We start from the raw sequence: 21,002 nt of genomic DNA, 5'->3' as shown, positions 1-21,002 counted from the left end.
CACGCAGCTTCACGCAGAGGTGACTCATGTACATCACACCTGACGCCACGTTCGTCATGCCGAGAAAAATCTCCGGAGCCCGAAAGGTGGCGAAAGGGCGCCGCAATCACTTCACTGGCCAGATGGTCCTGGGGACCGCAGACGACCCCTGCCACCTCGATTTCGAAAGCCACACCGAATACATGACCTGCCTTTGCCTGATCGCCAGGATGGACGTCGTCGCGATCGAAAATCAGGTTCCTTGCGAATGGACTAAGCCTGATGGAAACAAAGCGACCCACTATTTCGATTTCCGTGTCAGCCATGATGACGGCACGCGCGTCGCAATCATGGTCAAAGGGTCTCATCGGACGGAAAGTGCGCGCTTGATGGGCGAGCTCGAGACCATCGCCGCGGAGGTGCCCGCAAGTTTTGCCGAAGACGTGGTCCTCATGACCGAAGATGATCTCGACCCGATCGACCTCCACAATGCGGTCATGTTCCACGAGATGCGTCAGGACGAACCGATCATTGATGCGGCCGCGCGGCGCGTCTTGCAAACCCTGCAAGGCGCCATTCGAATCCAAGATTTCCAGCACTTGGTGGGCTTCGATGGCCAAGGTTTCCGCGCCATCGTGCGCCTTTTGCGGTGCGGAGAGCTGGAAACCATCCATCATGAACGGATCGGTGAGAATACACTGGTGCGTCGGAGTGCAAACTGATGTTGGATATGGTTCCCAGCGATGTAACGCCTCAATATGCTCTGGAAACGGGCGATGAGGTCATTCTCGACAAGACTGCCTGGACTGTCTTGCACAGGCTGGACGGGAGATACGCCTTTCTGCCGCAGTCTGGACACCGAGTTCCGCAGGAATTCACGAATGCCCAATTGGCGCACTACGCAGCACTTGGAAAGCTGACCCATAACCCGGTGACGAAACCGGTGCACTCCAGTTCGGCATATGCCGAAATGGAAACGGCCAAATTCGTGGCGTCGCGGACGCCGGACGAACATCAGGATGCGAAACGGCGCAAAGTGCTCCTGCAGGCTCTGCTGGAGCTGCATCGCGAGAAGCGTTTGACGTTCACGGAAGATTCGATCGCGGCGGCCAAGGAGGACATCATCCAGCGTGCGGAGAAGCTGTACGCTTTGAAGGTGAATGGCGACACTGTCCGGCCCGCGTGGCATTCACCGAAGACACTCTTGCGCTGGAAAAAGAAATTCCAACAGAAGGGGGCCATCGGCCTCTACGATAACCGGCGTGGCCGCGGCAATCGCGAAGCGCGCCACTCGCCCGAATTGAACGCTTTCGTTCTGCCGATCATTGCCGGTTTCATGCACGGGAACCGGCCTACGCAATCCCAGATCCATGAAGATGTCTGTACTGCCATCACGCTCGAAAACGAGCGGCGCAGGCGCGAGCACGAGATGAAAGGCGGCAAAGGTGAACCGCCGTTGCTTCTGAAGCCTTCGCGTGAATTCACCCGGCAGAAGATCCTTCAGCTCGACCCGTTCGAATCCCATCTTGCACGGCTTGGCCATGACGCCGCCCGCGATGAGTTTTCGCCCGTGGGTGAAGGATTTCAGGCGGAACGCCCGCTTCAGGTCGTGATGTTCGATGAGTATCACGCGGACCTCAAGACGATAGTCGGCAAGCTCGGCATCTGGGACTTCATTCCTGCCGAGATGAAGGAGCTGATCTCTGCGAAGAAGAAAATCCGGGTTTGGGTCACGATGGCGATCGATGCCGCGACGCGTTGCATTCTCGGGATGACGATTTCGCTGACCTGCACCGCCGAAAGCGCGTTGGCGACCATGGCGATGATCTTCGAGGACAAGCATAAACTCGCAGAAGCCGTCGGCGCGCAATCATCTTGGCACATGCATGGCAAGCCGGGGCTGATCCTCGGTGATTGCGGCGAACACAACATCTCGGAGCGGGTCCGCCAGGCCGCCATCGCATGCGGCCTCGACTATGAACATTGTCCCGCCGGGGATCCCCGCCAAAAAGGGCGCATCGAACGCATGTTCGATACCATCGGGGTTCAGCTGATGGGCCGACTGAGCGGCAGGACGTTCCGCAGTGTCGCAGAAAAGGGCGACAGCGATCCCGACAAGACCGCCGCTCTGACGGTCGAGGAGTTTTGCCAGATCCTGACACGATGGATCGTCGACGTTTATCATCTGAAACCCCATAAGGGGCTGGCCAAGGAAACACCGTTCGATTGCTGGAACCGGCTCAGCCGGAAATTCGGTGTGACCCCGCCGCCGAACAAGAATACGCGCCTGCTTGCTTTCGGACAGGAAGAAACCCGCGAGCTTCAGCGCGACGGTATCACCATCATGAACATCCGCTACCACAACCGCGCCCTGGCGGAATGGATGATGCGGCACAGGAATCGGAAAATGACTGTGCGCTGGCATCCGAGCGATCTCGGCGGGATCTTCGTAAAGATGGGCAATGCCGACTGGATCCGTGTCCCTGCGGTTCATTCGTGGGCGAAGGGGCTGACGGCTCGGGAGTGGCGGCTTGCACTGGTCGAGATCAATGCCCGCTGCCGACGCAGCATGGAGGTGAACGCGCTGGTGATCGCCAAGGCGATCCAGGCCATCAAGGAAATCAATGACGAGGCCGTCCGTCGCGAAGGCGTCATCCATCAGGCGTTTTCCGAGGAAGAAAGGCAGCGCATCGAGGACAGCTTCCTGATGAGCTTCGATTTTCCGGAGGAGAAGGAACCCGTGGTTGATGTGGCCGCCAAGGGCAGCCCGGCTCCGCGCTACGGCACGGCGCTGCGTAAGCGCTTGGACAACGACGACCCATCCGCCGTACGCAATCATGGTGCCGACTCCGGGAATGCGGCACCGAACGGTGCCGCGACGGTCGAAGAGGCGCAGGTCTATAACGACGAGGAGGCTTTGGGCGCAGACGAGGTCCTCACGCCTTCCGCGGATCAAAGCAATTCGGTAACCACGTCGTCCGAAACCACCCCGGAATCTTTTTCCGCGCCGGACACTTCGAACGTACTTCCCCGGCGTCGACGGAGCGGGCGCAGCGCGCCTGACGCATCCGACGACACCAACGGATTTACCTTCGAGGAATGACAATCATGTGCACCATGGAAACCCTTCCTGGCCAGGACCTTGGCCAGGAGCTGCGGGATGCGTACGTCGCGACCGCGCGCGACGAGAATTTCGAAGCCGTTTTTGACCGGCTTCTTCGCACCGATGGGCAAGGCAACACCCTGCCGATGCCGCGCCACTTTACCCGCACCTTTGAGACCCGGGGCCTCATGGTTCTGGCCAAGTCCGGCGCGGGCAAGACGCGGATGATCGAGCGCGCCCTGTCGCGCCATCCCGCGATGCAACCCGACGCAACGCGTCAGCGTCCCTGGATCGCAGCCCGCGTGCCGAGCCCGGCCACGACGAAAGGTCTTGGTGTCGCGATCCTCAAAGCCACTGAATACCCGGACGTGAACACACGGCGTGTCGAGCGGGAAATTTGGGACATCGTGCGGCACCGACTGTCCGAGCTGGGGACAATCGTTCTCTGGATCGACGAGGCGCAGGACCTGTTCGGCAAATCGAGCCCGAAGGACACCCAGAATATCCTCAACCTCCTGAAGGCGCAGATGCAGGGCGAGGGCTCTGTCATCGTCATCCTGAGCGGCGTCGATGCCCTTCAGCAGATCGCGGCGACAGACCGGCAGATCACGCGGCGTTTCAACAAGATGCGCCTTCAGGATATCGATGCGGGCGCCGACGCAGCCATGTTGCGCGGTATCGTCGCAAGTTATTGCCGGAAGGCTGGACTTGATGCGCCGAGCTTTGAGGATGAGTTGCTTGGCCGCATGATCCATGCTGCGCAGTCGCGCCTTGGGCAATTCATCGAATATTTGCTCGATACAATCGACATTGCCCTCGATGAAGGTGCGACCTCGCTGGAACGCGGGCATTTTGTCGAGGCGTATGCGGTCAAGTCCAGCTGCGCCACTGCGGACAACGTGTACCTCACGCGTCATTGGTCGCGTGTCGATGTGGAACGCCTCACCGAGGACTGACGTCTTCAAAGCGCCGCCTTTCCTTTCCGCAATCTTCGGAGACAGTCCCATGTCGCTTCTCAAGCCGTACTTCGCATTCGATGCGCTGGAATCCGCGCTGTCCTTCGCCGCCCGTTTGGCAACGTTCCACACCGGCGGGCGGTTGACGGCTTTCCTGCGGGATGTCGGCATAGCCCCAATGGCAATGGTGTCCGGAGAGCCGGAGGCCGTTGCGCGGCTGGCAGAGGTGTCCGGAACGGATCGGGCGGCGGTTGAACACAACACGCCTATCCGCGTCGGCAAACGGGCTTACCGTTTGCGCGGACAGGTTCTTCCTGCGGAACTCTTTGCGCGGCCGAAGACGGCATATTGCCCGGCCTGCTTGCACGCAGACGATCAGGCCATTGACGGACACCCCGCCAAGGCGCGTCGTCACCGCTGGTTCTGGGCGCTCGACGTTGTCCGGACCTGTCCAGAGCACGGCATTGCTCTGGTCCGGCTCGACAAGGACTTCCACGATGGCGAGTTGCTCGAACTGGGTTACCGTGCCCCGGCTCCGGGTGCGCCGCTGATGGCAGAGATCGCGGCACAGCCTGCACGCCCGGTTTCGCCGCTGCAAACCTACGTCGTCTCGCGTCTCGAGGGGCAGTCGGGCCCGGCATGGCTCGATGCTCAGACGCTGGATTGCGTGGTTCGCGCCGCCGAATTGCTCGGCGCGGTGGTCGCCTTTGGCACGTCGGTCAATCTGGCCGAACTCACGGACGAGCAGCGCGACGAAGCGGGGCGCGTGGGCTTTTCCATCATAGCGCAGGGAGAGGTGGGCGTCCGTGCTTACCTGAACAGGATGTTCGATGCCTTCGAGCACGGCAGCAGCAAGCCCGGCCCGCAGAAGATCTTTGGTCGCCTCTACACCGCCATGAGTGGCGCACGTTCGTTGGGCAAACACGGCGCGCTGACGGATATCCTGGGAGAGGTTATCTTCGAGCGTTTCGCGCTGGAGGCCGGGACGGAAGTTCTGGGCAAGACGCTCCCGGAACGTCGCTTGCACACGGTTGCGTCGCTGGCCTCCGAGCAAAGGCTTGACCCGCGCACTCTGCGCAAACTGCTGATCGCGCGCGGCCTCGTCCCGTCCGACGAGCAGGTGCACCATGCGTTTGACGCACAGGCAGGCCGAACGGTCGCGGCGCAAATGCAGCGCATGGTGACGGTCATCTCCTTGCCGAAGGCGCTGGGGTGCAGCCGCCCGCTGGCGGATCAGCTCATGGACGATCGCCTGCTAACCCCTCTGGCGGGTGACCGGCCGGACGCTTCGGGTCGCACCCGCAAAGCGGTAGCCCAGGATGAAATCGACGGAGTTCGTGCGCGGGTCGCGCAGGCAGCGCCTTTGGTCACCACCGCTCCGGCAGACTTCGTGCCCATCGCGAAGGCCGCGGAAAAGGCCAAGTGCCGTGGCGTCGACGTCCTGCACCTGCTGTTCGGCGGTCATCTGCATGACGCCGTGCGCGTGGAAGGCGAAGGGCTGGCCGCGCTGCGCGTCGATCCGGCGGCAGTCAAGGTGCTTGTCCGTGACCTGCTGACGGGCCTCTCGTCCCAAAAGGCGTTCGAAACCCTACGCGTGCCGAACGAGGCGGGCTGGGCACTGGTTGATCGGGGCGTCCTGTCGTCGCGGATCATCCCGCCGGAGAAGGGGACACACCTCGTTCACCGTTTCGAAGCCGATGCGGTGGCCAGGGTCGCGGCGGATTTGATCAGTGCTTCCCGGTCACTCGAGCTCTTCGGGATGGGGGCGGAGAGCTTGTCCCGCCGCATGCGCCACGCTCGCATCCGCCCCGCATTTTCCCATGCCGAAATCGGTGCAGACCTCTACCGTCGCGCTGATACACATCGAGTTCTCGGCATGTAACATAATGGGCCCTATCGGTCCTCGGCTGTGACTTGCCTGCGGTGATGTCTTATTGTATATACCGTTGTGAATACGGAGACGCCGCAATGATCGAAACGAAAATCCGCAAGGTCGGCAACTCTGCCGTCATGACTCTGACGACCGAGATGCTGACCATCCTCGACGCAAAAGAGGGCGACACGCTTTTCGTTGTCCGCGGCGATGATGGCAGCCTGAAACTGATGGCGCATGACCCCTCGATTGCTAAGGCTCTCGCAGCGGCTGAAATTGTCATGGATGAAAATCGGGACATGCTGCAAGCATTGGCATGACGAATTTCGTTTGGGTTCCGATCGCTGCCGTGACCGCCATTCATGATCGGCAGATCGCGCGTCACGGTGGCGCGTCAGGTCTGCGCGACCGAGCACTCTTGGAAATGGGCTGCGCGCGGGCGATGAACCTTGCGGGCTGCGCTGACGCCAGTCTTGCCGATGTCGCCGCCGCCTCCGCATTCGGTATCGCGAAGGCCGATGCATTCGTCGATGGCAACAAGCGGACAGCCTTCGTCACCGCTGTGACATTCCTGAGGCTCAACGGCTTCTCGTTCAGGCCAGACCCGGTCGAGGGTGTTCGTATGATGGAAGGCTTGGCATCGGGCGATGTGACCGAAGCTGAATTCGCCGAATGGCTTTCTGTCGGTATGTCACCGCTTGAATGAAGTCCTTGGCCTCCGCAACGACAAGTAGCCCTGCCGACTCATCGTCGGGGCTTTTTCATATTTCGACTGAGCCATTGCCTTACGGCCTATCGTTTCCGAAAAATGGACAGGTATTGCTTGCACAATCGACATCTGCATCGCGCAGTCTGCAAATCACACCAATAAAATCAATATGTTGGCTGCCGTGGAAGGACATCTATTGGCTGCGCCGACAGCCAGAGAAAGCAAATGAGTGCGCAAACGAAAGCAAAAGCCTGCGCAAGGTGTGTCAAGGAAGAAATGACGCCCTTTGTGCGGAAAACCTAGCTTAGATTTGATGTTGCCGCATTGCTCATGGCAGCTTGGTGTCTGGCACACTAGGCTCAGGCCTCACTAAGGTTTGAGAGACAAGCTGCATGTGGGGCGCCTTGGAGACCTGCATTATGAGCGATCTGTTCTGGCTGACGGAGGCGCAGATGGAGCGCCTTCGACCGTTCTTTCCGAAGAGCCGTGGGGTTCCGAGAGTCGATGACAGACGCGTTTTGAGCGGGATTATTTTTATCAATCGCAATGGCTTGCGCTGGCGGGATGCGCCCAAGGAATACGGCCCGCGCAAGACGCTTTACAACCGCTGGCGCCGGTGGAGCGAGATGGGCGTCTTCGCGAGGATCCTGATCAAGCTGGCTGATCGAGGCAGCGATAAGGGGACGGTCATGATCGATGCGACGTACCTGAAGGCCCACCGCACCGCGTCCAGCCTGACCACGTAGACCCAGCCGACCCACCAGTGGTGGGCCGGCGAGGCGACGTGAGCCAGACCCGGAGAAGGCGTCAGGCGGATTGCATGTTGAGCGCCCGTCCGTCGTATTTGCCGGTCACGGCTTCGGCAAGGACGTAGGCCACATCGGCGCGGCTGGCCTCTGCTGCCGTGTCGACATCATCGCCGAGACGGATGTTCCCGCTGCGTCCGCCGTCGGTCAGGGCCACGGGCCTCAGGATCGCGTAAGTCAGCCCGGAAGCCTTGAGATGCGCGTCTGCGTCGTGCTTGGCCTTCAGGTAATGCGCGAGATCGCCGGACGGGTCGGACTGGTCGGCGCCGATCGAGCTGAGCATCACGAACCGTTCGACCTTGGCGTCTCGCGCCAGATCGATCAGACGCGACGCCCCCTCCCGGTCGACCTTTTCGGTCATCTCGGGACCGGTGGACCCGCCGGAGCCTGCGGCAAAGATCACAACGTCCGCGCCCTTGCAGGTATCGGGCGGCAGGTCGGTCAAGTCCGCCTGTTTCAGGGTCACGGCCTCCGGCAGGACGCTTGTGTCGGAGCTGTCACGCACCAGCGCCGTCACGCTGTGGCCTTGGTCCACCAAATCTTGTGCGAGAAGGCGGCCGGTCTTGCCAGTGGCTCCGGCGAGGAGGATGGTCTTGGTCATTTGGAATTCCTTTCGGTGTTCAGGCAGGCGGGGCCATGGGGCCCGAGGCCTCCGTGGCGGCGATGTATCCGGGCTGCTGTTGCAAGGCCTCCCAGTAGGCTTCGATGGCGCGGTGATCGGAGAGCAGGCCCAGCCGCGAAAACAGCGCCACGATGTAGGACAGCTGGATGTCCGCCAGCGTCGCGCGATCGCCAAACAGCAGGGGACCTTTGCCGATGGCCTCCGACAGATAGTCGAGATTCTGGTGCAAGGCGGCGCGGGCCTCGTCCGGGATCGGTTTGCCCCGGAAGGCTGGCAGGATGACCGGCAGAGCAACCCCGGCGAGCGAGGATTCCACGTAGTCGAACAGCGCCTCATGCTGCCAGTAGGCGGCTGTGCCATGCGGCGGTACATGGCTGTCATCGCCGTACTTCGCAGTGAGGTAGCGCAAGATGGTGGCAGATTCCGCGATCATCTGGCCCTCGTCCTAGATGATTGGGGACTTGCCCAGAGGATGGACCTGCTTCAGCGCCTCTGGCGCGCGAAAGCTCTCGGTCCGGACATAGTCGATGCGGGTGCAAGGCTGACCAAGATCAGAGAGCAGCCAGAGCACGCGAGTCGCGCGCGAGTATTGCAAAGCGTGTAGGGTGATCATGTCCTGACCGGTCCTTGTCGGCATGGTGTGCAGGGAGGCCCCTTCGTTGGCCCATGCAACGAACAACCCGCCGCGCCGCATCGGGTTCCGGTCGGTCTGGTATGGAACGGCGGGGATCACGGAAGCGTCATTCTTCCGCAACGTCGGGCACCATGCGGCGGATGACATCTGAACCGAATGGTTTAGTTATAGTGGCAACGTACTCAGGAAAGGACCGCGACATGACCACAACGGGCAAGCAACTCTTCACCACCCTGGCGGCGGATGGCACGCTGACTGTCGCTTTGGAGGACGTCACCTTTGACGACCCTACCGGCGACCAAGTCTTGGTGCGCATGGAAGCCGCCCCGATCAACCCCTCCGACCTCGCGATCCTCATCGGTGGCGCGGACATGGAAAATGCCGAATTCACGCCCGGCAAGTTCGTCGCCAAGATGCCGGAGAACGTGAACGCGGCGTCGAAGGCCCGTCATGGTCTGAAGCTGCCCGCCGGCAACGAGGGCGCGGGAACAGTCATCGCCGCGGGCGATAGCGACGCGGCGCAGGCGCTGATTGGTCAGCGCGTCTCTTGCGTGCCGGGCAATGCGTTCAGTCAGTATTGCATCGCTGATGCCCGCATGTGCCTGCCGCTTGGAGAGCATTCCGCCGAGCAGGGGGCCAGCGCCTTCGTCAACCCGATGACCGCATTGGGCTTCGTCGAGAACGCCAAGGCAGACGGGCAAGATGCCATCCTGCACACTGTCGGTGCGTCAAACCTTAGACAGATGCTGACACGCATCTGCCAAGAGGACGGGATCGGGCTGGTCAATATCGTGCGCAAGGCGGAGCAAGTCGATTTGCTCAAAGACCTCGGCGCGCAGCACGTGGCCAATTCCTCTGACGAGGATTTCATCGACCAGCTGACCGCTGGCATCCGCGAGACTGGCGCGTTCTACGGGTTCGACCCTGTGGGCGGCGGGAAACTCGTGGATACCGCCTTCAAGGCGATGGAGCGGGTCGCGGTCGAACGGATGACCGAATACTCGCGCTACGGCTCGAACCAGCACAAGCGCATGTTCATCTATGGTCGTCTCGACACCGGCGCGACCGTGCTGACGCCGAGCTACGGTTTCGGCTGGACTCTGTCGGGCTGGTTGCTGTTCCCCTTCCTTCAGTCGGTCGGGCAGGAAACCGTGGGGCGCATGCGTCAACGCGTGCGCGACAGCCTGACCACGACGTTCGCGAGCCATTACAAGGCGCGCGTGACGCTGGAGGAAATGCTGACGAAGGACGCGGTGATGGACTATCGCACCATGAGCACCGGAGAGAAGTACCTCGTAACCCCTTGGAATTGATCCGCTTGGGACGCACCGCCGCCTGACGGACGGACCATCGCGAGCGGCGCACGGGCGCCGTTCGCCAACTCAAAGCAGAGTTGCGGCAGCATACAGCCTTATCCTCTGACCAAATCGTCATGTTTGTGCCGACTGTCGAGTGGAAGAAACTCAGGCGTGCAAACCATGCTGTCCAATGGCTTAAGGCGTTCAAGAAGCTTTTTCGCCCCCCGGCACGCCGGGCGTTGAGGCCAAGCTGAACCTTGCTTGCGGACATCGTCAAGGTCAGTGGCCATGCCAAGCAACAGGCCCCTCACCGCAGGTTTGCTTTGAATGTCGCCTGCCGACAACGGGCAAGCAGGACTGAACTGAGAAACGACCAATACCACAAAACCACTTGCGATGCCGGGGCCGCCCAAGCTGAGAAATGCTGCTGCGGAAGTTTTCGACCCATCGCGACACCCAACCGTGATACACATTTCAGTGCGGAGCAGAATCGTCCCCGAAAAACATCCGCCTATTTTCGCCATTCAATATTTGAGAGAAATGATGAAGACACGCTAGGCAATTGGCTTCGCCTTACTCGCCGTCCTGTCGAGCGCATTAGGCTGGTACTTTTTGCAGACGCGTGTCGGCGTTCCGATCATAGGGATATTGCATCCCAGCGCCGCGCAGTCCTCCGCCGCTACCGGGTTTGTAGAGCAAATGCGCGAATATGGCTACGAAGAGGGAGAAACCGTAACGTATCTTTATGATGGCCCTGCCGGAGCGAATTTACGCGAACGCGCGCAGGAGCTTATCGCCAGCGGTGCCACGTTGATCTACTCCGCCACCACGCCAGCGACCAAGGCGGCCCTGAATGCCGCCCAAGGCACCGACACAATCGTCATTTTCGGCCCGGTGAACACCCCGGTTGACGCGGGGTTTGTCGACAATTTGAGAACGCCCGGCGGGCAAGCAACCGGTGTAACGCTTGCACCGTCTACCGCAAAGCGCTTGGCTTGGTTCGCCCAATTCAGCCCGGATGTGCAGCGCATTCTTGTTCCCTTCAACCCCAATGACAATAGCGCAACAACATCGCTTGCCCACCTCGAGGCGCATGCCACCGCGCTTGGTCTGGTTATAGTGGCAGAGGCTGTAAGTACCCCGGACGAGGTTCTCGCGCTCTTTGCGGATTTGCCCTAGGACATCGACGCGATTTTCTTGCCGCGGGACTCCATGATCAGCGCGGCGATCGCTCAGATCAGCCAAGCCGCAATCGCGCGCAAGCTTCCGCTTTCCGCATCGAGTCACGAAGGTGTAGAGAAAGGCGCGCTGTTTTCTTACGGAGTCATGCTGGAAACGGTGGGGCAAATGGCCGCCCGATTGGCGCGCGATGCGCTCTCCGGCACCGACCCTGCCATAATTCCTGTCGAAATCGCCGAAAGCCACCTGTTTATTAATACTGACACAGCTCGGGCAATCGGTCTGGACCTGTCTCCCGCGCTTTTGTCGCAGGCAATAATGCTGCTGCCCTGAATTGGCCTGCGATGAGAGAGGGGCCTATGACCGAAGGAAAAAGTATCCGCACGGATATCTATCGTAAGTTCTTTTTTTCGGGACTGTGCCGCTTTTGGTTGTTGGGGCAGTGTTATCGTGGCTGACATATGGCAACGTGGTGAGGGATATCCAAGCCCAGCAGCGTCAGCGTGCGGTGACTGTCGCGCAGTTGCTGAAAAACACAATGGAGGCGGAGCTTTACAACGCCAAACGCGTCATCGAATCCACCGCATTGCGAATTGAGGGGCCAGAAGATTGGCGGCCTGTCATGCAAACATTCATTCTTCGCCACCCGAATGTCGAGGTGCTGGCGCTGTTTGATCCTCGGGGTCGAGAATTGCTGCGCATCGACCGCGATCTTCTGGTTTCCGAAAGTCCAGACATGCCAGAGGATGTTCCGCAGCTCGCGGTGGACCTTGCCAAATCGGGCGATCCTAAGGTTATTCGTCTGTTCCGGGTGGACGAAACTGGCGAGCCCATGATGCTCGTCGCGACGCCATTTATGGATCCGACTCGCGTGCGGCTGGAGTATTTGCTTGTATCGCAGCATCATCTGCGACCGCTTTCAACAATACTGAGCGAGGTCCCGGCGGTTCCGGACACGGTTTTGTATCTTCTTGGTCCCGGGCAGCAGGTCATCGCCCACCAAAATCCCAGCGTCGCTCTGCGCGGAACGGTATTTTCAGGTTCGATTGCGGGGATCGACGGAAATTCCGGCCTACGTCCCGGCCTTTCTGACGATCTAGCTTTTATCAGCGTTGAACCGATTGCCTTCGGCCGATTCAGATTACAGTTGGTTGCAGAGCACCAACTCTGGGGCGCGATTGCGAAAAGAATGCAGAGCTTTCTTGGTGTTGTCGTTTTGCTGGTTTTCTCGCTCGCCACGCCGTTATTGCTTCGACAGATCATTTCCAATCGTGTCGTCACCCGGGTAGAGCGCCTGTCTAGCGCTGCACACAGCCTTGCAGGCGGTGATTTTTCGACCCGAATAAAGATGCAAAGCAACGACGAAATCGGGAAGCTCGCACAGTCGTTCAACGAATTGGCGGCCAAGATCGACTTTAAGCTGTCCGCCCGGAGCCGGACCGAAGAGTCGCTACGTGAAAACGAAAGGCTGCTCGAAGACGGCATTCAGGCTCTGCCGCTTGGGTTTGCGTATTACGGCGCTGACGATGTTCTGGTGCGATGCAATGAAAGATACCCCGCGCTGCTGACCACAAGCCGGCATTTGATCGCGCCCGGCGTGACGTTCGAAGCTCTGATACGCAACTCGGCGGCGCTCGTTGCCCCCAAGATGGGCTATGACAACGAAGCGGACTACCTCGCCGACAGGCTTTCGGAACTGCGCGGTCCCGGTCGGATCTGGACCTACAAGCAGTCCACTGGCCGATGGGTCACGATGACCGAACACCCCGCAACGGGCGGCGGCTTCATTTCCATTGTCGAAGACATTTCCGACAAAAGGGAAAGCGAAGAGCGTCTTCGTCACGCGCAGCGCATGGAGGCGATCGGCCAATTGACCGGCGGCATTGCGCATGACTTCAACAACCTGTTGGCTGTGATCATGGGAAACGCCGAGTTTCTTCAGGATGTGCCGAACCAGGACCAGAAGCTTGTCGGCGAAATCCTCAAGGCCACAAACAGGGGCGCATCCTTGACCCAACGTTTGCTCGCCTACGCACGCAAGCAGTCGTTGACGCCCAAGCTTTTCAAACTGGACGCCTTGGTTTCCGAAATGGAAGGTCTTCTGGCGCGCACGCTGGGAGAGACCGTTGCCATTTCGGTTCTAGTTCAGGACGGGCTGTGGGTGTGTCGGGCCGACCCCAGCCAAGTCGAGGACGCGCTCTTGAATCCGGCGATCAATGCCCGTGACGCGATGCCCGACGGTGGCAAGCTGACAATCGAATGTGCCAATGTCGGCCTCGACAGCGACTATGCCGCCAAGAACCCCGAAGCATCCGTTGGCGAGTATGTCATGCTCGCGGTCAGCGATAACGGAACGGGCATGACCGAGGAGGTCAAGGCGAAGGCGTTCGAGCCGTTCTACACAACCAAGGAGATAGGCCAAGGTTCGGGCCTCGGCCTTTCGATGATCTACGGGTTTGCCAAGCAGACCGGGGGACATGTGTCGATCTACAGTGAACAAGGTAAAGGCACGACGGTTAAACTCTACCTTCCGAGAGGCGACAATTCGGGCCGGATTGTTGCGGTGCAACCCGGCGCCCCCATTCAAAAGGGGCATGGTGAGACGGTCTTGGTCATCGAAGACGATCCTGTCGTGCGATTGCTGGCGGAGCGCATTATCTCCGAGCTTGGCTATGTAGCGGTCACGGCCGAGCACGCCGCGGCTGCTCGAACCTTGCTTGTGGGTGGGCAGCATTTCGACGTCATCTTGTCCGACGTGATCCTGCCCGGCGGCACCAGTGGACCAGACTTCGCAGAAGAGGTCAGAGCCGAGAAACCAGATGCCCGGATCATCTTCATGTCCGGCTACCCTGCAGAGGCGGCGCGGCGGAACGGCTTTATTGGTTCGGACAGTGTGCTTCTCAACAAACCGTTCAGGCGCGAGGCTTTGGCAAGGGCACTGAGGGAGGCGCTGGAACCGACTTTGTGAAGATCGGGCTCCAGAGTGCCGAATGGCAATGTTGCGTTCTCCGACCGCGACCAGTGCATCTAACACCCTGCAGCCGTTGCATTAGAAAAGCCCATGCTCCAGACAGGCCTCACACAGCGCGCACCCCACCGCGCGGTGCGCGGCAGGATCTGATGCCGCCAGCCCCGAGAATATCGATGACCGGCCGTCCCATCACTTTTTCCCAAAATTGGCACCCAGACGCATCTGGATGTAGTCATGGCCTGTCATCGGCTCGTATTTGCCTTCGGGGCCTTTCAGCAGCGTGTCCATATTGGCCTGCGCGAAATAAGCGATCGAATAGCGCGGACCGAGGTATTCCTGTGGCTTGGGCATGCGCACCCGGTGCAGGTTGGACAGCAGCTTGTCATCGGACCAGCGCATCAGCATGTCGCCGATGTTGCAGGTGATTACCCCGCCGATGGGCGGCACGTCAGTCCATTGCGTGGCGCGGCCCTTTTCGTCCTTGCCGGGACACAGCTGAAGCCCGCCTTGTCCGTCCTTTTGGTGCAGCAATGTCAGACAGTCGAAATCCGTATGCGCGCCCGCGCGCCAGAACTTGAAATCCTCGGGCTTGGCGTCCTCCATGCCCAGATAGTGGATCAGCCGCAGGGTCGATTGGTATTCCGGCGTGTCGGGGTCATGGCCTTCGGTGAAGAAACCCGGCGGAAAGCTGAGGCGTTCGGCAAAGCAATCGAGCACCTTCATGGCGACGGCCCAATTGTGCCGCTCGAAGGCCAGCATGGTTTCCTTGAAGCCGAAGATCTCTTCGCCCGTGGGCCAAAGCTCGCGCATCCGGGGCAGCGTGATCTGGTAGCTTTCCTTGCGATCCGCCGTCCCGGTCGAGGGGCGCACCTGCGCCATATATTCCCAGCCGGCATTGGTGCCGGGCTTGAGCGGGTATTTCGCTTTGGTTTCGGTCGGCAGGTCGAAAAAGCCCGCCGACAGGGCAAAGGCATCGTCGATCAGAGTCTGCGGGATGCCATGCCCGGTCAGCTGGAAGAACCCGATGCCGGTGGCGGCCTCCCACAGGGCGTCGCTGATCTCTTGCTTGCGGTTGAAGTAATCCGACAGGTCGATCTGCGGCACGTCGCGGTCGATCTCTTCGCCGTAGGCGCCGATGCCGGCCTCTTTGTTCAGTTCGGCGAGGCCATAGTCTTGCTTTGTCATGGTTCGGTCTCCTTTGGGGGAAAGGGGAGCAATGACCTGCGCCGGGGTGGCGCTGACAGCTTCTACTCCGGGTGGAAGTCAGGCGGGCACGGCCTCCTTTTGGGTGGTAAGCCATGCGGTCACGCGGGCGGCATCCTCTGCCAGATCCGCGAGGTCGAGATGCGGCAGACGCCCGTCGCGCACCACAACGCGACCGCCGACAAGGCTGTGCCGGACGGTTGCGGCCCCGGTGATCATCGGCGCCAGCGCCGGGTCATGCAGGCCAAAATTGCGTGGGGCGCTCAGATCAAAGATTGCGATGTCTGCGGCCATGCCGGGGCGCAGCCCGCCGATCTGCGGCAGGCCAAGCGCCTTTGCGCCGCCCATGGTGGCCCAGTGTAGGACAGTTCCGGGCGCGCTTTCACACACGCCACCGGTCGCGCGGTGATAGGCGAAACCCGCATAGAGCGCGGCCCCCATATCGGCAGCCTCATTCGCCCCGGCGCCGTCGACAGCCAGCGAGACCGTCCCGCCCGCGCGGTGCAGCGCGGGGGCGGGCGCGATACCGGACCCAAGCCGCGCATTGGCCTGCGGGCAATGGGCCATGGCGGTGCCGGTTTCCGCGAGCAGCGCGATCTCCTCGGGCGTGATGTCCACCAGATGCGCGAACCAGACATCTTCGCCCAACCAGTCGCGGCCAGCGAGCCAAGGCACCGGGCGCTGACCGAACGCCGTCAACGTATGGGCTGCATAGGCCGTGTTTTCCGACAGATGCGCGTGCAGCCGCAGCCCCTGACGGCGGGCCTCTTGCGCGATCTCGGGCAAGGCCTCGGGCGCGAAGTTGAAATTGGGCGTGGTCGGCGCGCAGGCGACACGGGTCATGGCGGCGGGCGAGGGATCGTGCCAGCGCGCCGCGACCTTGCCGATCCCGTCGAGAAAGTCCGAAACGCTCTCGACCGGGGGCGGGGGCACGTCACCGCCAAACGCGCGACCCTTGGCCATTCCACCACGGGCCAGAACAAAGCGCAGGCCAAAGCGTGCGGCCTCTTCGAACAGCACCTCGGCGGGGTCGTAATCATAGCGGTCGGAAAAGACGTAGTGATGATCGCAGACCGTTGTCGCACCAGTCAAAGCCAGTTCGGCCAGCCCAATGCGGGCGGAGATGCGCAAGGCTTCCTCGGTCAGGCGTGGCCAATAGGTATAGGGCACCATAGCCAGCCAGTCATCCAGCGCGCGGTCGATGGCGAGCCCTTTCAGCGCCGATTGAAACAGGTGGTGATGCGTGTTGACCAGACCCGGCGTGACCACGCAGCCCTTGGCATCCAGCACCTCTTCACCGGGGCGTGGCGTCAGGTCACCGATCTCGGCGATCAGGCTACCTTCGATCCGGATGGCGCCCGACAGCCGCGTGCCTGCGGCGTCGCCCGTCCAGCCGTGGCCAATTCCGGTGATCAGCATCAGCGTCGCTCCTTGGGCAAGGACCAAGGAAAGAACACGCGCTGCGCGGTGCTGACCGCTTGAAACAGTGTCAGCGACATGGCCACCAAGATTACCAGCCCCGCCCAAGCCTGGGGCAGCTTGAACATCGAGGTCGAGAACTGGATGAAATAGCCGATGCCCACGTCGGCGGCGACGAACTCGGCGACGACCGCGCCAATGACGGCGAGTGTGATCGAGATCTTGAGACCCGAGAAGATGTAGGGGATCGCATAGGGCAACCGGATCTGGGTGATCTCGCGATGCTGCGGCGCGCGCAGGCTGCGGGACAGTTCGATCAGTTCTGGCGGTGTCGCCATCAGCCCGGTGGTCATCGACACGACCAGCGGAAAGAATGAGATCATGAACGTGATCACCACGCGCGGCGCGTCATCTGTGCCCAGCACGACGATGATGATCGGGGCCACGGCAACAACAGGGACCGACTGGATCACCACAAGGATCGGGTAGAGCGCGCGGCTCAGCAATCGGGATTTGGCGAGCCCCACCGCGATGGGCAGCGACACGGCAATGGCAACGGCAAAGCCGATCAGCGCCACGCGCAACGTGGCCCAGACATGTGCGACCCAGCGCCCCGCATCGACCGCGCCAAAGCCCTGAATCACCCGGGTTGGGGCAGGCAGGATGTAGGATGGGATCGCGAAGATCCGCGCCGAGGCCTCCCAGACGATCAGCAGCGCCGCGAAGGTCAAAAGTGGCAAGGCGGCGGGCGCCGAGATCAAGCGCTCGGTCAGCGACAGGCCGGGCGCTTTTTCTTCGGCGTCATGCGCCGGGGCGATATCGGCATCTGCGGTCAAATCATAGCCTCCTTAGCGATCAGCAACTCGCGCAGATGGGCTGCGAAATCCTGCACCTCGGGTGCGCGCAGGGCGCGTTCGTCGCGGGGACGGCCCAGCGGAACCCGCAGATCGGCGATGATGCGCCCGGGCCGCGCGCTCATGACCACGATGCGGTCGGCCAGCAGCACGGCTTCGGGAATGGAATGGGTGATGAACATCACGGTCTTGGGGCTGGATTGCCACAGCTTGAGCAACTCGAACCCCATCGCATCGCGGGTCAGCGCGTCGAGCGCCGAGAACGGCTCGTCCATCAGCAGGATATCGGGGTTCAGGAACAGGGCTCGCGCGATCCCGACACGTTGCTGCATGCCGCCCGACAGCTCGGCGGGCAACCGGGTCTCGAACCCTTTGAGGCCGACCGCCTCGATGACCTCGGCGGCGCGCGCGCGGTCCATGTCATCGACCCGGCCACGCTTGTGCTTGGCCGGGAAGGTCACATTGTCCAGCACATTGGCCCAAGGCAGCAGGGTCGCCTGCTGAAAGACGATGCCCACGTCGTCACGCGGCGTATCGACCGCATGACCAAAGACCGAAACGTGGCCTTTGGTGGGGGTCATCAGACCGGCGGTCAGCCGAAGCAGGGTCGACTTGCCACAGCCGGACGGGCCAAGGACGGCGACGAATTCATGCTGCGCAATCGACAGATCGACCCCGCTGAGAGCGGTCAGCGGACCGCTCTCGGTGGCGAAGGTCTGACCCACAGCTTTGAACCGAATGGCTTCGGGCACCAGAGCCATCAGATCATTCCGACGGCAGGAACGAACGGTCGACGACGCTTTCCGGCGCGAGCGCGGCCGGATCCAGCCCCTGCGCCGCCGAGACCCGTTCCCAGGTCGCCGCAAGCCGGTCGGTATCAAAGGTGCCGAGGCCGAACTGTTCGGTCACGTCGTTGAAGGCCAGCTTGGAGGCATCCAGCCAGCTGCCCTTGACGTCTTCTGCCGACAATTCCGGCACCTGTGCGGCCACCGCCGCTGCGGCGGCATCGGGATTTTCCATGGCAAACTCCAGCGATTGCTTGAACGCCATGACAAAGCGTTTGGCCACGTCCGGACGTTCGGCAAGGAAGGTGTCGTTGGCCACAAGCGCGGCGGAATACAGCTCAAGCCCGGCATCGGCCCAAGGAAGGATCACCAGCTCTTTGCCGGCCTCGGCGGCCTGCCCCTGGTAGCGCGACACATCGGTCAGCCATGCGATGATCGCATCGCTTTGCCCGGTCATCAGCAAAGGACCCAAGGCACCGGGATCGGATTTCGTCAGGGTGATGTCCGCCTCGCTCAGCCCGTTGTCGGCCAGCACCAGCGGCAGGAAGACATTCGACGAGGTGAAGGGCGACGTGGCGATGGATTTGCCCTTCACATCGGCCAGCGAGGCAATGCCGCTTTCGGTCGTGGTGTAGAATGCGTGCGGCCCCATGTTGAAGATCGACATGACCGCCGTGACCGGCACGTCCTCGGTGGCCACCGCCGCCATCAGGGCGCCGATCCCGGCGCTGCCGATATCCGAGGTGCCCGTGGCGATCTTGGTGATTGCCTCGGACGATCCGCGCCCCGGCTCGATCGAAACCTCAAGGCCCGCATCGGCGCAGAACCCTTCTTGGATGCAGACGTAGATCGGCGCCTTGTCACCGCCGGGCAGCCAGTCCAGCTGGTAGGTGACCTTGTCCTGCGCGTATGCTGGCAGGGCAGTCGCGGCAAGCAGGGCTGTAGAGGCGAGGAAAGACAGGGGGCTTGAGGTCATCGGGTGTCCTTTCGGTGGGAAAACGGGCGGGTGAGAACGATCACCAGAACCCGTCATGAGAGCGGATGATTTCTTCTTCCAGATCGGGAAACGGGCCTTCGACCACAACCTCGCGTTGGCCTGCGGCCAGCACTTCGCGGCACGACAGCGCCATGGTCAGGTTTTCGGGATTGTCGCCGGTTAGTTGGAGCAGACGGGCTTCGGTCACGCCAAAGACGACGCGGCCGATCCCGGCCCAGTAGATCGTGCCCGCGCACATCGAACAGGGTTCGAAGGCGGAATAGAGCGTGCAGGTGTTCAGGAATGCCTCGTCATAGGTCACGGCGGCCTTGCGCGCGAGGTTGGTCTCGGCGTGGCCGGGGCCTTTGTCTGTGGTGTAGGCGTTGCCCATGGTCATCAGGACATTGCCATGGGCATCTGCCAGAACCGCGCCAAAGGGATGGTTTCCGGCTGCGCGGGCGGCCTCTCCGATGCGGATGGACTCTTTGAGAAGGGCGATGTCGTCGGGCACGGTCTGATTCCTGTTCTGCGTTGCAGCAAGGGTAGACAGTGCTTGGGTGTTTCAAAAAGAAGAAAGAACTTCACATGGTGTTGCATAAAAATTTACACTCCGGCTATGTCCGCATTTTCTCGTGAAATCAGATCATTCCTCGTCGTGTCGCAGTCGGATTCGATCCGGGCTGCTGCGGAACGCCTCAATATTTCGGCCCCGGCGCTCTCTCGTCAGTTGCAAATGCTGGAACGCAGCTATGGCACGCAACTGCTGGTGCGCAGCGCGGGCGGTGTCGCCTTGACGGCCGAGGGTGAAGCGCTTCGTGATGAGGCGATGCGTTGGATGGCAGCGGATGCGGCCTTGTCCAAGCGTTTGCACCAAGCCAAGAACGCAACCGATCTGCGCCTGCGGATCGGCATCATGGAAGGGTTGGTCGGCACGCTGGTGCCAAAGCTGACCGAACGCTTGCAGGCGATTTTCGGAGAGGTCGAACTGGAACTGGCGGTCGGCACGACGGGCGACATCATCAGCCGGGCCGAAGCGCTTGAGCTGGACATGATCGTCGCCTTCAACATGCCGCGGCTGTCGCGGCTGATCGTCGTCGAAACGAAAGAATACCACTTGGGCGCGGTCTTTGCCCCAAGCCTTCCACTGTCAGGTGACGGGCCGCTGCCGCTGGATCAGGCCCTGCAATATCCGCTGTGCCTGCCATCCTCAGCCCTGTCGATGCACACGCGCCTTCTGGCGGAAATCCTCAGCGAGCGGGTCAACCCTCAGGTCAGGATCAGTTCGAATTCCATCACCGCGCTATTGACGTTCCTACGACAAGGCTCGGGCGTAGGCTTTCTGACCTGGCCCGATATTTGTGACGATGTCGAAGCCGGGCGGTTATGCTTCAGGCCACTGGCCAACCGTAGGCTGACCGAAACGCTTAGCATCTCGATCTGTCGCGGCAACAACCTAGGAGAGGCAACCGGCAAAGTTGTGCAGGAAATGTCCAGTTCTCTGGCCGCGCTTGGGGCATGAGGCGCGTGCGAAGGGCAACTGCTCCGTTTCTTTGTTTAGGGTCGATGTCGGACGCGGTGCGAACCTGAACCGCCCCGGGTTTCCCGGAGAGTAAAACACTTAAAGGATGAGCCCTA

The 21,002-nt window shown here is 61.2% G+C and carries 18 protein-coding genes and 2 pseudogenes; 11 read left to right on the top strand and 9 right to left on the bottom strand.

Annotation, left to right across the window (positions count from 1 at the left end; translation table 11 throughout):
- Positions 1-26 precede the first annotated feature (26 nt).
- The 7 genes and pseudogenes from D8Z78_RS20785 to D8Z78_RS20755 form a co-directional block, all read left to right on the top strand.
- Positions 27-701: a hypothetical protein gene (locus D8Z78_RS20785; protein ID WP_128910881.1), complete on the top strand. Its 675-nt coding sequence runs from the start codon at positions 27-29 to the stop codon at positions 699-701.
- Positions 701-3,082: a Mu transposase C-terminal domain-containing protein gene (locus D8Z78_RS20780; protein WP_121632548.1), complete on the top strand. Its 2,382-nt coding sequence runs from the start codon at positions 701-703 to the stop codon at positions 3,080-3,082. The genes D8Z78_RS20785 and D8Z78_RS20780 overlap by 1 nt, the downstream gene beginning before the upstream one ends.
- A gap of 14 nt (positions 3,083-3,096) precedes the next feature.
- Positions 3,097-4,038, top strand: a complete 942-nt coding sequence (locus D8Z78_RS20775; RefSeq protein WP_164933045.1) for a TniB family NTP-binding protein — start codon at positions 3,097-3,099, stop codon at positions 4,036-4,038.
- 49 nt (positions 4,039-4,087) lie between these two features.
- Positions 4,088-5,920, top strand: a complete 1,833-nt coding sequence (locus tag D8Z78_RS20770) for a TniQ family protein (protein WP_164933044.1) — start codon at positions 4,088-4,090, stop codon at positions 5,918-5,920.
- An 86-nt stretch (positions 5,921-6,006) separates the two neighbouring features.
- Positions 6,007-6,231 carry an AbrB/MazE/SpoVT family DNA-binding domain-containing protein gene (locus tag D8Z78_RS20765; RefSeq protein WP_121632543.1) on the top strand — a complete coding sequence of 75 codons (225 nt, stop codon included), beginning with the start codon at positions 6,007-6,009 and terminating at the stop codon, positions 6,229-6,231.
- The gene (locus tag D8Z78_RS20760; protein ID WP_121632542.1) at positions 6,228-6,617 is read left to right on the top strand and encodes a type II toxin-antitoxin system death-on-curing family toxin; all 390 of its coding nucleotides are present in this window, start codon (positions 6,228-6,230) and stop codon (positions 6,615-6,617) included. The genes D8Z78_RS20765 and D8Z78_RS20760 overlap by 4 nt, the downstream gene beginning before the upstream one ends.
- Before the next feature lie 422 nt (positions 6,618-7,039).
- A pseudogene (locus D8Z78_RS20755) lies at positions 7,040-7,357 on the top strand (transposase); the annotation flags it as partial.
- A gap of 70 nt (positions 7,358-7,427) precedes the next feature.
- Here D8Z78_RS20755 and D8Z78_RS20750 read toward each other — a convergent pair.
- The 3 genes from D8Z78_RS20750 to D8Z78_RS25100 are packed head-to-tail and all read right to left on the bottom strand — an operon-like array spanning position 7,428 to position 8,781.
- Positions 7,428-8,027, bottom strand: a complete 600-nt coding sequence (locus D8Z78_RS20750; protein ID WP_121632540.1) for an SDR family oxidoreductase — start codon at positions 8,025-8,027, stop codon at positions 7,428-7,430.
- 19 nt (positions 8,028-8,046) lie between these two features.
- The gene (locus D8Z78_RS20745; RefSeq protein ID WP_240672206.1) at positions 8,047-8,481 is read right to left on the bottom strand and encodes a glutathione S-transferase family protein; all 435 of its coding nucleotides are present in this window, start codon (positions 8,479-8,481) and stop codon (positions 8,047-8,049) included.
- Positions 8,482-8,493: 12 nt separating this feature from the next.
- Positions 8,494-8,781, bottom strand: a complete 288-nt coding sequence (locus tag D8Z78_RS25100) for a thioredoxin domain-containing protein (protein WP_240672205.1) — start codon at positions 8,779-8,781, stop codon at positions 8,494-8,496.
- Between the two features lie 101 nt (positions 8,782-8,882).
- On the opposite strand from D8Z78_RS25100, the gene D8Z78_RS20740 reads away from it, so the two are divergent.
- The 3 genes and pseudogenes from D8Z78_RS20740 (at position 8,883) to D8Z78_RS20725 (ending at position 14,127) form a co-directional block, all read left to right on the top strand.
- Entirely contained in the window at positions 8,883-9,995 is a 1,113-nt protein-coding gene (locus D8Z78_RS20740; protein ID WP_121632538.1) for a zinc-binding dehydrogenase, read from the top strand.
- Between the two features lie 597 nt (positions 9,996-10,592).
- Positions 10,593-11,492: pseudogene (locus D8Z78_RS25095) on the top strand (ABC transporter substrate-binding protein).
- 139 nt (positions 11,493-11,631) lie between these two features.
- Entirely contained in the window at positions 11,632-14,127 is a 2,496-nt protein-coding gene (locus tag D8Z78_RS20725) for an ATP-binding protein (protein ID WP_206169719.1), read from the top strand.
- Between the two features lie 192 nt (positions 14,128-14,319).
- Here the strand turns inward: D8Z78_RS20725 and D8Z78_RS20720 are convergent, their stop codons facing one another.
- The 6 genes from D8Z78_RS20720 to D8Z78_RS20695 form a co-directional block, all read right to left on the bottom strand.
- Entirely contained in the window at positions 14,320-15,315 is a 996-nt protein-coding gene (locus tag D8Z78_RS20720; protein ID WP_121632532.1) for an isopenicillin N synthase family dioxygenase, read from the bottom strand.
- A gap of 78 nt (positions 15,316-15,393) precedes the next feature.
- A complete protein-coding gene (locus tag D8Z78_RS20715; protein WP_121632530.1) occupies positions 15,394-16,752 on the bottom strand; it encodes an amidohydrolase family protein in 1,359 nt (452 codons plus the stop codon).
- A complete protein-coding gene (locus tag D8Z78_RS20710) occupies positions 16,752-17,588 on the bottom strand; it encodes an ABC transporter permease (RefSeq protein ID WP_206169718.1) in 837 nt (278 codons plus the stop codon). Before D8Z78_RS20710 ends, D8Z78_RS20715 begins: the two co-directional genes overlap by 1 nt.
- Positions 17,585-18,367 carry an ABC transporter ATP-binding protein gene (locus tag D8Z78_RS20705; protein ID WP_121632528.1) on the bottom strand — a complete coding sequence of 261 codons (783 nt, stop codon included), beginning with the start codon at positions 18,365-18,367 and terminating at the stop codon, positions 17,585-17,587. Before D8Z78_RS20705 ends, D8Z78_RS20710 begins: the two co-directional genes overlap by 4 nt.
- 4 nt (positions 18,368-18,371) lie before the next feature.
- A complete protein-coding gene (locus D8Z78_RS20700) occupies positions 18,372-19,367 on the bottom strand; it encodes an ABC transporter substrate-binding protein (protein WP_121632527.1) in 996 nt (331 codons plus the stop codon).
- A 40-nt stretch (positions 19,368-19,407) separates the two neighbouring features.
- The gene (locus D8Z78_RS20695) at positions 19,408-19,878 is read right to left on the bottom strand and encodes a nucleoside deaminase (protein WP_121632525.1); all 471 of its coding nucleotides are present in this window, start codon (positions 19,876-19,878) and stop codon (positions 19,408-19,410) included.
- Here D8Z78_RS20695 and D8Z78_RS20690 point away from each other — a divergent pair.
- Positions 19,777-20,886, top strand: a complete 1,110-nt coding sequence (locus D8Z78_RS20690) for a LysR family transcriptional regulator (RefSeq protein WP_121632523.1) — start codon at positions 19,777-19,779, stop codon at positions 20,884-20,886. The two genes, D8Z78_RS20695 and D8Z78_RS20690, sit on opposite strands and share 102 nt — an antisense overlap.
- The last annotated feature ends 116 nt before the right edge of the window (positions 20,887-21,002 follow it).

Source organism: Tropicibacter alexandrii (assembly GCF_003667315.2).
Classification (GTDB): Bacteria; Pseudomonadota; Alphaproteobacteria; order Rhodobacterales; family Rhodobacteraceae; genus Tropicibacter; species Tropicibacter alexandrii.
This window is presented reverse-complemented; position numbering and strand designations above follow the sequence as displayed.